This window comes from Plantactinospora sp. CNZ321, from assembly GCF_004217235.1.
Genome location: NZ_SHKQ01000001.1, coordinates 2,694,607 through 2,708,618, shown reverse-complemented (window position 1 = coordinate 2,708,618; position 14,012 = coordinate 2,694,607). Strand labels below are relative to the sequence as shown.

The 14,012-nt window shown below is 72.3% G+C and carries 16 protein-coding genes; 9 read left to right on the top strand and 7 right to left on the bottom strand.

The features are described 5' to 3' along the window. Positions 1-2 precede the first annotated feature (2 nt). Positions 3-1,403, bottom strand: a complete 1,401-nt coding sequence (locus EV371_RS12130) for an amidase family protein (protein ID WP_130462132.1) — start codon at positions 1,401-1,403, stop codon at positions 3-5. Between the two features lie 47 nt (positions 1,404-1,450). Next, entirely contained in the window at positions 1,451-2,593 is a 1,143-nt protein-coding gene (locus tag EV371_RS12125) for a cystathionine gamma-synthase (RefSeq protein ID WP_130462131.1), read from the bottom strand. A gap of 23 nt (positions 2,594-2,616) precedes the next feature. Between EV371_RS12125 and EV371_RS12120 the strand changes: the two genes are divergently transcribed. The 4 genes from EV371_RS12120 to EV371_RS12105 all read left to right on the top strand — a co-directional run bounded on the left by EV371_RS12120 (position 2,617) and on the right by EV371_RS12105 (position 4,527). After that, positions 2,617-3,063: an HIT family protein gene (locus EV371_RS12120; protein ID WP_130462130.1), complete on the top strand. Its 447-nt coding sequence runs from the start codon at positions 2,617-2,619 to the stop codon at positions 3,061-3,063. An 82-nt stretch (positions 3,064-3,145) separates the two neighbouring features. Further along, positions 3,146-3,805, top strand: coding sequence for a peptide-methionine (S)-S-oxide reductase MsrA (msrA, locus tag EV371_RS12115; protein WP_130462129.1), 660 nt, complete (start codon positions 3,146-3,148; stop codon positions 3,803-3,805). Between the two features lie 150 nt (positions 3,806-3,955). After that, the gene (locus EV371_RS12110) at positions 3,956-4,240 is read left to right on the top strand and encodes a type II toxin-antitoxin system prevent-host-death family antitoxin (protein WP_130462128.1); all 285 of its coding nucleotides are present in this window, start codon (positions 3,956-3,958) and stop codon (positions 4,238-4,240) included. Beyond that, entirely contained in the window at positions 4,237-4,527 is a 291-nt protein-coding gene (locus EV371_RS12105) for a type II toxin-antitoxin system RelE family toxin (RefSeq protein ID WP_207230462.1), read from the top strand. Before EV371_RS12110 ends, EV371_RS12105 begins: the two co-directional genes overlap by 4 nt. On the opposite strand, the gene EV371_RS12100 is transcribed toward EV371_RS12105, so the two are convergent. Both EV371_RS12100 and EV371_RS12095 read right to left on the bottom strand, forming a co-directional pair. Beyond that, the gene (locus EV371_RS12100) at positions 4,528-4,902 is read right to left on the bottom strand and encodes an SRPBCC domain-containing protein (RefSeq protein WP_130462127.1); all 375 of its coding nucleotides are present in this window, start codon (positions 4,900-4,902) and stop codon (positions 4,528-4,530) included. 117 nt (positions 4,903-5,019) lie between these two features. After that, entirely contained in the window at positions 5,020-5,244 is a 225-nt protein-coding gene (locus EV371_RS12095; RefSeq protein WP_130462126.1) for a GntR family transcriptional regulator, read from the bottom strand. 1,337 nt (positions 5,245-6,581) lie between these two features. On the opposite strand from EV371_RS12095, the gene EV371_RS12090 reads away from it, so the two are divergent. Both EV371_RS12090 and EV371_RS12085 read left to right on the top strand, forming a co-directional pair. Continuing rightward, entirely contained in the window at positions 6,582-7,565 is a 984-nt protein-coding gene (locus tag EV371_RS12090; RefSeq protein ID WP_130462125.1) for a ribonuclease Z, read from the top strand. A 131-nt stretch (positions 7,566-7,696) separates the two neighbouring features. Next, complete coding sequence (locus EV371_RS12085) at positions 7,697-8,224, top strand: GNAT family N-acetyltransferase (protein WP_130462124.1); 528 nt, start codon at positions 7,697-7,699, stop codon at positions 8,222-8,224. A 55-nt stretch (positions 8,225-8,279) separates the two neighbouring features. Here the strand turns inward: EV371_RS12085 and EV371_RS12080 are convergent, their stop codons facing one another. Both EV371_RS12080 and EV371_RS12075 read right to left on the bottom strand, forming a co-directional pair. After that, positions 8,280-9,656: a cystathionine beta-synthase gene (locus EV371_RS12080; RefSeq protein ID WP_130462123.1), complete on the bottom strand. Its 1,377-nt coding sequence runs from the start codon at positions 9,654-9,656 to the stop codon at positions 8,280-8,282. Between the two features lie 181 nt (positions 9,657-9,837). Then, the gene (locus EV371_RS12075; protein WP_130465845.1) at positions 9,838-10,197 is read right to left on the bottom strand and encodes a DUF1232 domain-containing protein; all 360 of its coding nucleotides are present in this window, start codon (positions 10,195-10,197) and stop codon (positions 9,838-9,840) included. Between the two features lie 350 nt (positions 10,198-10,547). On the opposite strand from EV371_RS12075, the gene EV371_RS12070 reads away from it, so the two are divergent. Next, entirely contained in the window at positions 10,548-11,633 is a 1,086-nt protein-coding gene (locus EV371_RS12070; RefSeq protein WP_486484935.1) for an SGNH/GDSL hydrolase family protein, read from the top strand. 38 nt (positions 11,634-11,671) lie between these two features. Beyond that, positions 11,672-12,478, top strand: coding sequence for an SGNH/GDSL hydrolase family protein (locus tag EV371_RS12065; RefSeq protein WP_130465843.1), 807 nt, complete (start codon positions 11,672-11,674; stop codon positions 12,476-12,478). A 113-nt stretch (positions 12,479-12,591) separates the two neighbouring features. Here the strand turns inward: EV371_RS12065 and EV371_RS12060 are convergent, their stop codons facing one another. Then, positions 12,592-13,263, bottom strand: a complete 672-nt coding sequence (locus tag EV371_RS12060) for an NAD(P)H-binding protein (RefSeq protein WP_130462122.1) — start codon at positions 13,261-13,263, stop codon at positions 12,592-12,594. Between the two features lie 107 nt (positions 13,264-13,370). Here EV371_RS12060 and EV371_RS12055 point away from each other — a divergent pair, with 107 nt between their 5' ends. Continuing rightward, positions 13,371-14,012, top strand: a complete 642-nt coding sequence (locus tag EV371_RS12055; RefSeq protein WP_130462121.1) for a TetR family transcriptional regulator — start codon at positions 13,371-13,373, stop codon at positions 14,010-14,012.

Genomic DNA, 14,012 nt, shown 5'->3' with positions numbered 1-14,012 from the left:
GGTCAGCCGGCCGGGGTCGCCGCCCGGGGCCAGTCCGGCGCGTGCCGCCGCCACGGGCCGGACATCTCGAACTGCCCGGCCACACCGAGCAGCAGCAGCTCCGAGCCAGGCGGGCCGACCAGTTGCACCCCGACCGGCAGCCCGTCCGGGCGCAGCCCGACCGGTACGACCAGCGATGGCAGCCCGGCGATGTTCCAGGGCGCGGCGTACGGGGCGTAGCGGATGCAGGTCAGCAGGTTGGACCGCCACGAGCGGGTGGCCCAGCCGACGGCCGGCGGCGGCACGCTGGCCAGGGCCGGGGTGAGCAGCAGGTCGACGGAGTGATCGCCGAAGAAGGCGACGCTGCGCTCCCGCCACCGGGTGCGGTCCTGCTCGCGTACCAGGCCGCGCCGCTGGGCCCAGCCGCCGAGCGCGGCGTGCCGGCGGCTGCGTCGTTGCAGGGTGCCCGGGTCCAGGCCGGCCGCCTCGACCTCGCCGGCCGCCGCCGCCAGCCAGGTGGCGATGCCGCGCAGCCCGAGCGAGGTGGGGTAGACCGGGTCGACCGAGACCGTGTCGTGTCCGGCCACCGCCAGCAGCTTGGCGGCGGCGCCCACCGCGTCCCGGTTGGGCTGGTCCGGGCGTACCCCGGCCACCGGTGAGCGGAGCGACACGGCGACCCGCAGCCGCTCCGGCGGTACCAGCTTGTCCGGGCGCCGCCCGGCGAGCACCGAGAAGCCCACCGCGGCGTCCGCCACGGTGGTGGCCAGGATGCCGTGCTCGGCGAGGCCGAACCAGTCGGTGGCACCGAGCTGGCACGGCACCACGCCCCGGCCCGGCTTGAGCCCGACCAGCCCGCAGCAGGCGGCCGGGATGCGGATCGAGCCGAGGCCGTCGTTGCCGTGCGCGATCGGCACCATCCCGGAGGCGACCGCCGCCGCCGCGCCGCCGGAGGAGCCGCCCGGGGTACGGTCGGGCGCCCACGGGTTGCGGGTCACCGCCGTCTCGTCGTCGGTGGTGCCGAAGAGTCCCAGCTCGGGCATCCGGGTCACCCCGACGATCACCGCACCGGCGCCGCGCAGCCGCCGGACCACCTCGTGGTCGGACTCGGCAACCGGGGTACGGGCGGCCGCCGACCCGTTCCAGGTCGGCAGCCCCGCGACGGCGGTGTTCTCCTTGACCGCCACCGGCACCCCGGCCAGCGGCAGGTTCGCCAGGTCGTCCTGCTCGTCGACCTTCTCCGCCTCGACGATCGCCTCGCCGGCCCGGATCACCCGGAACGCGGACAGGTCCCGGTCCGCCCGGTCGATGTGGTCGAGGTGATCCGCCACCACCTGGGTGGCGGAGGCGTCACCTCGGCGGACGGCCCGGGCGATCTGTTTCGCGGTCGCGCCCACCCAGTTCGGCGTGATGTCCTGCACGGCCAACTCCCCATCGGCTTGTCCGCACCGCTGTCCGGGCGGCCGGACGGCGGTCAGCCGAGCGCCTGCTCCAGGTCTGCGAGTAGGTCGTCGGCGGTCTCGATGCCGACAGACAGTCGCACGAGATCGGCGGGAACTTCAAGCGGCGAGCCGGCGGCACTTGCGTGTGTCATCCGACCCGGATGTTCGATCAGCGACTCGACCCCGCCCAGCGACTCGGCGAGCACGAAGAGTTTCGCCCGGTCACAGATCCGTACGGCATGCTCCTCGCCGCCGGCCGCCCGGAAGGAGATCATGCCGCCGAACCGGCGCATCTGCTTCGCCGCGATCTCGTGCCCGGGGTGTTCCGGCAGGCCCGGGTAGAGCACCTGGGCCACCGCCCGGTGCCCGCTCAGGTAGTCGGCGATCCGCTCGGCGTTGTCGCAGTGCCGGTCCATCCGTACCCCGAGGGTCTTGACCCCGCGCAGGGTCAGCCAGGCGTCGAAGGGCCCGTTCACCGCGCCCATCGCGTTCTGGTGGTAGCGCAGTTCCTCGCCGAGCGCGGCGCTGGCCGCGACGAGGGCGCCACCGACCACGTCGGAGTGCCCGCCGACGTACTTGGTCGTCGAGTGCACCACCACGTCGGCGCCGAGCGCGATCGGCTGTTGCAGGTAGGGCGAGGCGAACGTGTTGTCGACCACGAGCAGCGCGCCGACGTCGCCGGCCAGCCCGGCCAGCCCGGCGATGTCGGCGATCCCGAGCAGCGGGTTGGTGGGGGTCTCCACCCAGATCACCTTCGTCTGGCCGGGGCGGACCGCCGCCCGTACGGCGTCGACGTCGGAGATCCGGGCCGCCGTCCAGGTCAGCCCCCAGCGCTCGGCGACCCGGGCGAAGAGCCGGAACGTGCCGCCGTACGCGTCGTCCGGGATCACCACGTGGTCACCGGGGCGACAGACGGTGCGCAGCAGGGCGTCCTCGGCGGCCAGCCCGCTGGCGAAGGCCAGCCCGACCGGACCGCCCTCCAGCGCGGCCAGGCACTCCTGCAATGCGTCCCGGGTCGGGTTTCCCGACCTGCTGTACTCGTAGCCGAGTCGGGGCGCGCCGACGGCGTCCTGGGCGTAGGTGCTGGTCTGGTATATCGGCGGCACCACGGCACCGGTGCGGGGCTCCGGCTCCTGGCCGGCGTGGATGGCGAGTGTCTCGAAGCCGTGACTCATCTGCAGAAGGCTAGCCTGCCCTGGTGGCAGGGTGCGTGTTCTGCGGGATCGTGGCGGGTGCGGCGGCGTTCCGGGTGGCCGACCGCCCCGACGGGGTGGCCTTCCTCGACGTGCGGCCGGTCTTCAAGGGACACCTGCTGGTGGTGCCCCGGGCACACGTGGAGACGCTGGGCGAATTTCCGGAAGCCGCGCTGCCGGGCTACTTCCGGCTGGTCCAGCGGCTGGCGCTGGCCGTCGAGACCGGGCTCGGCGCGGGTGGGACGTTCGTGGCGATGAACAACCGGGTGTCGCAGTCCGTGCCGCACCTGCACACCCACGTCGTACCCCGGACCAAGGGCGACGGGCTGCGTGGCTTCTTCTGGCCCCGCACGAAGTACGCCTCGGACGAGGAGGCCGCCTGGTACGCCACCCGCATCACCGCCGCCCTCCCACCGACTGCCGGGGACCCCGGCACGGATCGGGGAAGCTGAGCGGGGTGGGGCGAAGCGGAGCGGGTAAGGATCCGGGTGGGTGCCTTGTTACACCCGGCAGAGGTACGAAAGGAGTCCCATCGTGTTCCTACGGCGTATCAATGCCGAGCTGCCCACCCCCGACCAGGCCCTGCCCGGCCGGCCGATCGCGATGCCGGTTTCCGACCGGCACGAGGTGCTCGGTACCCCACTGCGGGGGCCGTGGCCAGCAGGTGCCCAGGTCGCCGTCTTCGGGATGGGCTGTTTCTGGGGAGCCGAGCGGCTGTTCTGGACGCTGCCCGGGGTGATTTCCACCTCGGCGGGCTACGCGGGCGGTTACACCCAGAATCCGACGTACGAGGAGGTCTGCTCGGGCCGGACCGGGCACGCCGAGGTGGTCCAGGTGGTCTACGACCCCTCGAAGATCGACTACGCGGACCTGCTCAAGGTCTTCTGGGAGAACCACGACCCGACCCAGGGGATGCGGCAGGGCAACGACGTCGGCACGCAGTACCGGTCGACGATCTACACCACCACCGACGAGCAGTCGGCTGCCGCCCGCTCCTCCCGGGACGCGTTCGCGCCCATCGTGGCGGAGGCCGGGCGCGGCGAGATCACCACGGAGATCGCCGAGTTGGGCGACTACTACTACGCCGAGGACTACCACCAGCAGTACCTGGCGCCGACCAAGAACCCGAACGGCTACTGCAACCACGGCCCGAACGGGCTGACCTGCCCGGTCGGCGTGGCCAAGACTGCCTGACCCCGGCACAGCGCTGGCACGGGTCGGCAGATCCGTGCCAGCGCCAACAGCGCGGCGGACCAGGCGGCCAGTAGAACACCGTCCGCCAGGACCGAAGAACCGATCTCGTTCTGTACAGACTTCGCGCCAGTATGTGGCTATACTTCGAGCATGACTGTGCTTCCGTTCACTGAGGCCCGGAATCGCCTCTCCGAACTCATCGATGAGGTGACCAGGACACACGAGCGGATTGAGATCACTCGGCACGGCCACGCCGCCGCCGTGCTCATCTCCGCAGATGATCTGGCAGCCCTGGAGGAGAGCCTCGATGTGCTCTCCAGTCCGGAGGCCATGCGACAACTCGCGGATTCCCGGTCCGCCATTGAAGCGGGCGACGTGCTTGATGCCGATGAGCTTGCGGCGCTGCTGGCCAAGCGGTCGCGACGACCCCGGTGAGCCCACCCGCGTCCACCCGCTACGAACTGCGCATCACCGGTCCGGCGGCACGTGCCCTGGCCGGACGCATACCCGAGAAGATCGCCACCGCCATCTACGAGTTCGTCACCACCAGCCTCTGCGAGAAGCCGCATCGGGTGGGCAAGCAACCGCTCTTGCCACCGTACGCCGGAACATGGTCCGCTCGACGCGGCACCTACCGGGTGCTGTACGAGATCGACGAGGACAACCAGGTCGTGACGGTGACCGCCATCGAGCACCGAGCTGACGCGTACCGGTCGCGCTGATCAACCAAGCCCGACCTCCAGCGGCGCCACCCACGACCGGGACGTCAAGACTCCAGGTAGGCGGCGAGATTGGCCAGCGAGGAAGCGAGGCCCGAAGTTCACCTCCTGCACGACCCGCACGCCGGGGACGAGTTCGACGAACGTGGCTTCGACGATGTCGGAGTCCGCCGTCGCCTTGCCCGGTGCCGCCGAAGCGTCCGCGTAGGTCAGGATCATTCGATACGACCCGCCGGGTCGAGGCTCGAATCGCTCGAACCTGCCGCTCATTCCGTCAGGCGGCAGCCACACAGCAAGTACGTCCGGATCGACAAGGGCGTCGTAGACACGATCAGGCGGAGCGGCGATCACTCGGGTTGCTGTGTCTGTCCGTGACATTGCCGCACTCTACTGCCGAGACGCCATCGGCCAGCCGCGCCCGTCCGCCGCGGGCTGGCGACTGAGCGGGGACCAACGATCCCCGGTCGCCGGTGCAGGGAGGCGGCGGGTCGGGGGCTACTCGGCCACGTAGACGCCAGAGCCGGGTACGCCCACCACGGTGCCACGCGCCTTGAGCGCGTCCACGGCGCGGGCGACGGTCCGGCGGGCTGAGCCGTACTCCTCTGCCAGGGCGTCATACGTGGGCAGGCGCGAGCCCGGCGGGAACTCCCCGGCGGCGATGCGTCGGGTTAGGTCGCCCTCGATCTCTCGGGCCGTGTGCGGGATGGGCACGGGCGCCATGGTCCTGCCTACCCATTCGGACCCCACCCGCACCCATGGCACTACTTGCCTTACTGACACTATTGGCACTAATCTACGAAGGGCTCGGCGCGGCCGCAGATGCTTACGAGGACGGCGTCGGGACGAGCAACCATGGCGCGTCCCCGTCCTATTCCGCCGACGGGAGGCAGATGCTGTGAGACTGTTTCGCAGACCACGCCCGGTGCACCGCCGGGACTGGCGCCGGTTGTGGCGCTACTGTCGGTGCGGGTTCCGCTGGCGTTGCCCGGAGTCGTTCGAACTGGTGCCGCGCCCGTATCAACCGGCGCCCGTGCTGCCGGTCACCCGCGCAGAGTTTCTGGCGGCCGTTCGTGCTGGCAAGGATTCAGCAAAGATCGAGCGCGAGTCGAAGGCCGCGCCGCGCGATCCGGACGGTTGGCCTCCGCCAATGGCCCGCCACTCTCCGCGCAACGATCGGTTTACCGGCACCGTGCCCCGTCTCGCCAACGGCCGCGCCGGGAACCTCCCACCCGCACAGGCGCACCGGTCGCGGCACCCTACCCGGGTCTGAGCCGTGATCGGGCCACAGGAACGTTGGCACCGGCACGTCGCCCGACGACGTGCGGTGGCGGCACGCGCGCCCGGTGAGCACCAGCCCGATGCCGGGTATCAGTGCATGGCGTGCCGGCTGCCGTGGCCGTGCTCTGCAGCCCGCTTGTTGCTCGTGGCCGGATTCGGCCGGGACCGGATGGGCCTCGTGGTGTACCTCGGTGCTCACCTCGTGCGCGCGATGGATGCCCTGCCCGACCTGCACCCCTCCATGGTCAGCCGACAGGTTCTCACCTGGCTACCTCGGCGCCGCTACTAGACCGCCCATCACCCGGCAACCGTCCCGGACCGTCATGGTCCGGTTTGCGTGGCTCCAGAAAATGGCGACCGGAACTGAGCGCACTTGGAAGTTGCCGCCGGGCACGAGAACGCTCGGGCGAGCCGGCCCGGCGGTGTGGTCAAAAAGCCTTGCCGGTGCTGACTCGGCTGGATAGCGTGGCCGTACACGGGAAGGGAGGTGGTCCGAGCTTTGTATAGCGATAGGACTCGTGAGGTGGCTGTCCGCTAGCCGCTGTCCTTGACAGTTTCGGTGTCCGCCGCAGGCGGGCAGTTGCAAGTCGTCGAGACCGTGTGGCAGCGGTGCGGCGAATCCACGACAGCCACCCGACCCCCGGGGTGCCGGCCAAAGTCCAGCCGGCCTTCGCGTGACCACCGTCACGCGGAACCCCGGGGGTCGACCATTTCTCCGTCAACCGTTTCTCCCGTCGACCGGTGACCCGCCGTCGACCGGTACCCCCGGAGAGGCCACCGTGTCCGTACGTGAGCTGGCGGTGCTGGGCACGGCCAGCCAGGTGCCGACCCGGCACCGCAACCACAACGGGTACCTGCTGCGCTGGGACCGCGAGGTGATCCTCTTCGACCCCGGCGAGGGCACCCAGCGGCAGATGATGCTCGCCGGCATCCCGGCCGGTGACCTGACCCGGATCTGCGTCACACACTTCCACGGCGACCACTGCCTGGGCCTGCCCGGCGTGGTCCAGCGGCTCTCGCTGGACCGGGTACCCCGGCCGGTCGAGGCGCACTATCCGGGCGGCGACGCGCACTTCTTCGCCCGGCTGCGGCACGCCAGCTCGTTCTACGAGACCGCCGAGCTGCGCGAACTGCCGGTGCTGCGGGACGGTCAGACCTTCGAGACCTCCGCCGGCACCCTGCTCGCCCGCCGGCTGCGGCACCCGGTCGAGACGTACGGCTACCGGCTGGTCGAGCCGGACGAGCGCCGGATGCTGCCCGACCGGCTGGCCGCGTACGGCATCCGGGGGCCGGCGATCGGCGAACTGATCCGTACCGGCCACGTCGACATGCCGGGGCGGCGGGTGACACTCGCCGAGGTGAGCGTGCCGCGTCCCGGTCAGCGGTTCGGTTTCGTGATGGACACCGGGCTCTGCGACGGCGTCTTCGAGCTGGCCGACCGGGCCGACCTGCTGGTGATCGAGTCGACGTTCCTGACCGAGGACGCCGCGCTCGCCGCCGAGGTCGGGCACCTGACAGCGGCCCAGGCCGCGCGGGTGGCGGCCGAGTGCGGGGTACGCCGGCTCGTGCTGACCCACTTCTCCCAGCGGTACGGGCCGACGGCCCGGGCCGGGGTGCCGCCGGCTGCCGAGCGTTTCGCCGCCGAGGCGCGGGAGCACTTCGACGGTGACCTGGTGGTCGCCGAGGACCTGACCCGGGTGGCGGTGCCGCCCCGGGCACCGGTCAGCGCGACAGCGTCGCCGCCGGCTGCTTCGGCGCCCTGATCCGGCAGGAAACCTCGGGTAGCACCGGTAGGAAACGTCGGGTAGCCGCCAGGAAACGTGGGTAGCACCGGCACCGGACCACAAGCTCTGTCCCAGGTGACCGGATCGGTCACGTTATTACGATCAACCTCATGACCCTCACGCTGCGTCCGGCGGTAGCCGCCGACCTGATGGCGATCGGCGACCTCCAGCACAGATCGCGGGCGGTGGCCTACCGGAACATCGTCCCGGCGGAGGCGCTGGCCGTGGAGACCGGCGAGATGATGGGCCGGTACTGGCGGGAGCGCTGGGCGTACGAGCGGGACACCCACCTGATGACGGTGGCCGAGCGGGACGGCCGGCTGGTCGGCTTCACCTATCTCGGGCCGCACGATCCGGCCGAACCGGACTCGGCCGGCGCGGACGTCGGCGAGCTGTACGCGATCCACCTGGACCCGGCCGAGCAGGGTCGCGGGTCGGGCCGGGCCCTGATGGTCGACGCGCTGGCCAAGCTGCGCGCCCAGGGCTGGCGTCGCGCCGTGCTCTGGGTACTCGTCGACAACGCGCACGCCCGGCACTTCTACGCCCGGGGCGGCTGGCAGCCGGACGGCGCCGAGCGGCACGGCAGCATCGGCGCGGCGCTCACCCCGCAGATCCGCTACGCCCGCGCCCTGCCGTGAACAGAAGGGCCCCCTCTTGTCGCTTTTCGCAGATTTGGGGACCCTTCCTGACACCTCAGCGCGCGTGCGCTCCCAGGTGGGCCAGCAGGTCCTGCCGGGTGAGTACGCCCTTCGGCTTGCCGTCGACCAGCACCAGCGCGGCGTCGGACTTCTCCAGCAGCCCAACCGCCTCGCTCACCGGCTGTCCGCCGCCGATCATCGGCAGCGGCGGCCCCATGTGCCGCTCGATGGTGTCGTGCAGCTTCGCCTGGCCGGTGAAGAGCGCGTCGAGCAGGTCCCGTTCGGCGATCGAGCCGGCGACCTCGCCGGTCACCACCGGCGGCTCCGCCTTGAGCACCGGGAGCTGCGAGACGGCGTACTCGCGCATGTAGTCGACGGCGTCCCGGACCGTCTCGGTCGGGTGCACGTGCACCAGCTCGGGAATAGCGTTCGGCTTGCTGTTCAGCGCGTCGGCCACGGTCGGCTCGGTGGCGCTGGTGTCCATGAAGCCGTACCGGGCCATCCACTCGTCGTCGAAGATCTTGGAGAGGTAGCCCCGGCCGCCGTCCGGCAGCAGCACCACCACCACGTCGTCCGGGCCGGCCTGGCGGGCCACCTCCAGGGCGGCGGCCACCGCCATCCCGCAGGAGCCGCCGACCAGCAGTCCCTCCTCGCGGGCGAGGCGTCGGGTCAGCTCGAAGGAGGTCTTGTCGGAGATCTTCACGATCTCGTCGCAGATGCCCCGGTCGTACGTCTCCGGCCAGAAGTCCTCGCCGACCCCCTCGACCAGGTACGGCCGGCCGGTGCCGCCGGAGTAGACCGAGCCCTCCGGGTCGGCACCGATGATCCGTACCGCCCCGCCGGAGGCCTCCTTGAGGTAGCGGCCGGTGCCGGAGATGGTGCCGCCGGTGCCGACCCCGGCCACGAAGTGCGTGATCCGGCCGCCGGTCTGCTCCCACAGCTCCGGACCGGTTGTCTCGTAGTGCGAGCGCGGGTTCGCCGGGTTGGCGTACTGGTTGGGCTTCCACGCGCCCGGGATCTCCCGGGCCAGCCGGTCCGACACGTTGTAGTAGGAGCGGGGGTCCTCCGGGGCGACCGCCGTCGGGCAGACCACCACCTCGGCCCCGTACGCCCGGAGCACGTTCTGCTTGTCCTCGCTGACCTTGTCAGGGCAGACGAAGACGCACCGGTAGCCGCGCGTCTGGGCCACCAGGGCCAGCCCGACGCCGGTGTTTCCACTGGTCGGCTCGACGATGGTGCCGCCGGGCCGGAGCAACCCGGCCCGCTCGGCCTCCTCGACCATCCGCAGCGCGATGCGGTCCTTGACCGAACCGCCCGGGTTGAAGTACTCGACCTTGGCGAGCACGGTCGCCGAGATGCCGGCGGTCACCTGCCTGAGTCGGACCAGCGGGGTGTCACCGATCAGCTCGATGACGTTGTCGTAGTAGCGCACGACGTTGTGCCCTTCTCGGTGCTCGCCGGCCGAACGGCACTGGCCGGGCACAGGGTCGGTGCTGGTGGCGTGCGGTCGGGGCGAAGGATGGTGGGTTCTCCCGCCAGCGTACGTGCCGCCGCACCGGCCCGTGGGCGGGGATCCCGGCCCGGGCAGACGACGGGCCCTTCCGGGCGGGCCTTCAGTGCACCACCCGCCCGGGGATGACGGAGGCCCGCTGGGCTTCCCAGGCGAGGAAGCGCTCGGTCTCGGCGAGTACCGCACCGGCCAGCCAGGTCACCATGACCGCGTCGTCGGCCAGACCGAAGAGCAGCAGGGTGAGCTCCGGCAGCAGGTCGACCGGGGAGAGCACGTACGCGGTCGCGGCGGTCATCAGGGCGAGCCGCAGCCCGCCGTCGTACTCACCGCGGGCGGTGGCGGCGATCATGCGGGGCAGGGCGGCGATCCGCCGGCCCAGCGACGGTCCACCCCGGGAACCGGCGGTCAGTGCCCGGAACAGCGCCCTGAAGGCGGCGGTTCGGCGAAGTGTCTTGGTGGCCATGTCGGCACCCTCCTCTGGATTCATGATGCATCCGAACGCAACCGACCGCTCGTCGAGGAATGCCGGCCGGCCGAGAAATTCGGGCGGAGACGGAGATACGTCGAAAAATCGGCGATGAACCGGCGCTGGCCGGGTATCCCGGCCACCGCCGGTGCAGGCGGAACGCTGACAGCGCGGCGCCGGTGACCGGGTTAATCTCGAAGGTCGCGAGAGTACGGCGTGACAGGCGGGGGGCCTTGATGAGTCCGGCCGGATCGATACGGCGGCAGCGGTCGCGGCAGCGGAACCCGGTGTCGCGGTGGCAGCCGCGCGGATCGGCGTGGCGGCACCGAACGGTGTGGCAGCAGCCCGTGGTCTGGCCCGGGGAGTCCGCCGGGCGGGAGCGGCCGACCTGGTCGGTCGCCCGGCGGGTGGCGAAGGCGACGGCCCTGGGGGTGGGGCTGACCGCGCTCACCACCGCCGCCGGGTACGGGCTGCTGCTCGGGCAGGCCAGGCAGGCCCGTCGGGTGATCCCACTCGCCGAGGCCCCACCGCCGCGCGGCGACGGCGTCTACGGTGCCAAGTTCCCGGGCGAGCCGATCACGATGGTGGTCCTCGGTGACTCCTCCGCCGCCGGCTACGGGGTGCACCGGCCCCGGGAGACGCCCGGGGCGCTACTCGCCACCGGCACCTCCCGCCGGTTGCGCCGGCCGGTCCGGCTGTACCGGTTCGCCGTGGTCGGCTGCCTCTCCGCGGGGCTGCGCCCGCAGGTCGACGCGGCGCTGGAGCGCCAGCCGGACGTGGCGGTGATCCTGATCGGCGGCAACGACGTGACCAACCGCACCCCACCCGCGGTGGCGGTCCGCTATCTCGTCGAGGCGGTACGCGACCTGCGGGCGGCCGGCGCTCAGGTGGTGGTCGGCACCTGTCCCGACCTCGGCGCGATCCAGCCGATCAAGCCGCCGTTGCGCTGGCTGGCCCGGCGCTGGAGCCGGCAACTCGCCGCCGCGCAGACCGTGGCGGTGGTCGAGGCCGGTGGCCTGACGGTCTCCCTGGGCGACCTGCTCGGTCCCCGGTTCGCCGCCGAACCGACCCGGATGTTCGCCTGGGACCACTTCCATCCCTCCGCCGAGGGGTACGCGATCGCGGCGGCCGCCCTGCTGCCGACCGTACTGGCGGCGCTCGGTGCCGGTACCGAGCGTCGGCCGTCGCTCGTCGGCGACCAGGGCGTACGGTCGCTGCCGGCGGCGGCCCACGAGGCGGCCCGGCATGCCGGTACCGAGGTGCGGGGTGTCCGGGTCGGCGGTCGCGAGCACGGCCCGGGCGGGCGGTGGGCACAGCTGCGCCGTCGTGGGGCCTGGTTCGGCCACCCCCGGACGGGAGAGACTGGGGGCCCACCGGAGACACCGGCACCGCTGGACGAGGCGACGACCTCCACAGTAGAGGAACGGGCATGACGGGACTCGACGCGACGAGCGGCACGGCGACGTACGGGATGACGACCCGGATCGCCCGGGGGGCCGCGGTCACGCTGCTCGCCGGTGCGGTCGGCGGGATGGTGCTCCTGGCCGGTGAGGCGTTCGTGGCCCGCAACCGGCGGTACGCCCGTCCGGAGTTGGGCCTGGCGCTGCGCTCCACGGTCGGCCGGGCCGGCACGCCGCCGCTGCGCCTGGTCCTGATCGGCGACTCGGCCGCGCTGGGGGTGGGGGTGGACCGGGCCGAGGACACGGTCGGCGGCCAACTCGCCCGGCTGCTCTCGGAAGGGGCCGGGCAGGGCGGCGTCGGGCAGGGCGGCGTCGGTGAGCGCCAGGTCCGGCTCTCCAGCGTCGGTGTCTCCGGCTCCCGCTCCACCGACCTGGCGACCCAGGTGGCCCGGGCACTGCTCGGCGAGCGCCCGGACGTCGCGGTGATCCTGGTCGGCGCGAACGACGTGATGGGGTTGCGCCGGCCGGCCGAGGCGGCGGCGTACCTCGGCGCGGCGGTGCGCCGGCTGCGCGGCGCCGGGGTCCGGGTGGTGGTCGGCACCTGTCCCGATCTCGGCGCGGTCCGGGCCATCGCCCCGCCGCTGCGCCAGGTGGCCGGCTGGCTGGGCCGGCAGACCGCCCGGGCGCAGGCCGTCGCCGTGCTGGAGGCCGGCGGCACGGTGGTGGACCTCGCCGCCGAGACGGGTGCGGTGTTCCGGGCCGACGCCGGAACGCTCTGCCACGACGGTTACCACCCCTCGGCCGACGGCTACCGGGTCTGGGCGCACGCCCTGCTCCCCGCCGTGGCCCGGGCCGCCGCCGGGACCCGGCAGCGGTAGTCGCGCCCGCCGAGCGCGCTCCGGCGGCCGACAGTGGTCCGATCCGCCCGGGCCGGCGGTGGTCCGATCCGCCCGGGCCGGCGGTGCCGAACGGCTGCGGACCGCCGGTGAACTCAGGTGGCGACGGCGACCGCCTGCCGGATCGTCTCGGGCTGTTCGAGCGCTCGCAGCATGCAGTGCGCGACGTCGGCGCGCGGCACGGTGAGCCCGCCCCGCACGCTCCGCCCGTACGCGGTGCGGTAGACGCCGGTCAGCGGCTTGTCGGTGAGCCGGGGCGGCCGTACGACGGTCCAGTCCAGATCGCTGTTCCGAAGGAGTTCCTCCATCACCGCAAGGTCGGCGTAGGGCTTTCGAAGAACGGTCTTGAGGATCGGACTCAGCAGGTACCGCAGCAGGGGTGCCTCGCCCGGGTCCGGGGGCGGTTTCGGGCGACCCGGAGCGGCGATGGTGGAGAGCGGGGCGGCGCTCACCACGACGATCCGACGTACGCCCCGGGCCCGCATCGCGGTGACGATCTCCCCGGTGCCTTGGGAGGCGACCCCGCTCTCCGCCATCGACCGGGGGCCGAGGCCGGACAGCACGGCGTCCGCCCCGTCGACGGCGTCGGCCAGCGCGGCCGGATCGGGGTCGGTCAGGTCGGCCCGGACCAGCCGCGGCCCGGCGGGCTCGCCGACGAGACTCGCCGGACTCCGTACCACCGCTGTCACGTCGTGGCCGGCGGCGACGGCCTGCCGGAGCAGGTGTCGGCCGATTCCGCCGCTGGCCGCGAAGATCGTTAGTTTCATGTCGCTCCCGCTGTAAGTAAGTGTTCACTTACCAGTAGAGTAGTGAGTACTCGCCACCTGTCAAGCGAGTCGACCCACCACCTGCGAGCACCGACGGAACGAGGGCGATGACCAGCAGAGGCCGAGGCGAGGCGACCCGGGAGCGCATCCTGGCCGCCGCCTCCACGGTGATCCGGGAGCGCGGCCTGGCGCACACCACGACCAAGGAGATCGCCAGAGTCGCCGGCTACTCCGAGGCCACCCTCTACAAGCACTTCACCGGCAAGGAGGACCTCTTCCTCGCCGTACTGCGGATCCGACTCGCCCCGTTCATCGGGCTGATGGTCCAGTTGCCGGACCAGGCCGGCAGCGGCAGCGTTCCGGCCCGGCTGACCGAGCTCGGCCACGAGATGCTCCGGGTCTACGAGGAGTCGGCACAGCTCGCCATGGCACTCTTCGCCGAACCGGTGCTGCTCGACCGGCAGCGCGAACTGTTCCGGCAGACCGGCGCCGGCCCACAGCACGCGAACACCGTCCTCGCCGACTACCTCCGACGGGAGCGGGAGCGGGGCCGGATCGCGCCGACGGCGGACCCGGTCGCACTGGCCAATCTCTTCCTCGGGGCCTGCTTCTACCGGGCCTTCCTGGTCGCCTTCCTCGGCCCGGCCGGCGACCAGCTCCTCGACCACGATCCCGACCGGTTCGTCCGGGAACTGGTCGCGGCGATGCCGTACCCGGCCGCCGGTGCCTCCGGAGCCGCAGCGGGTTAA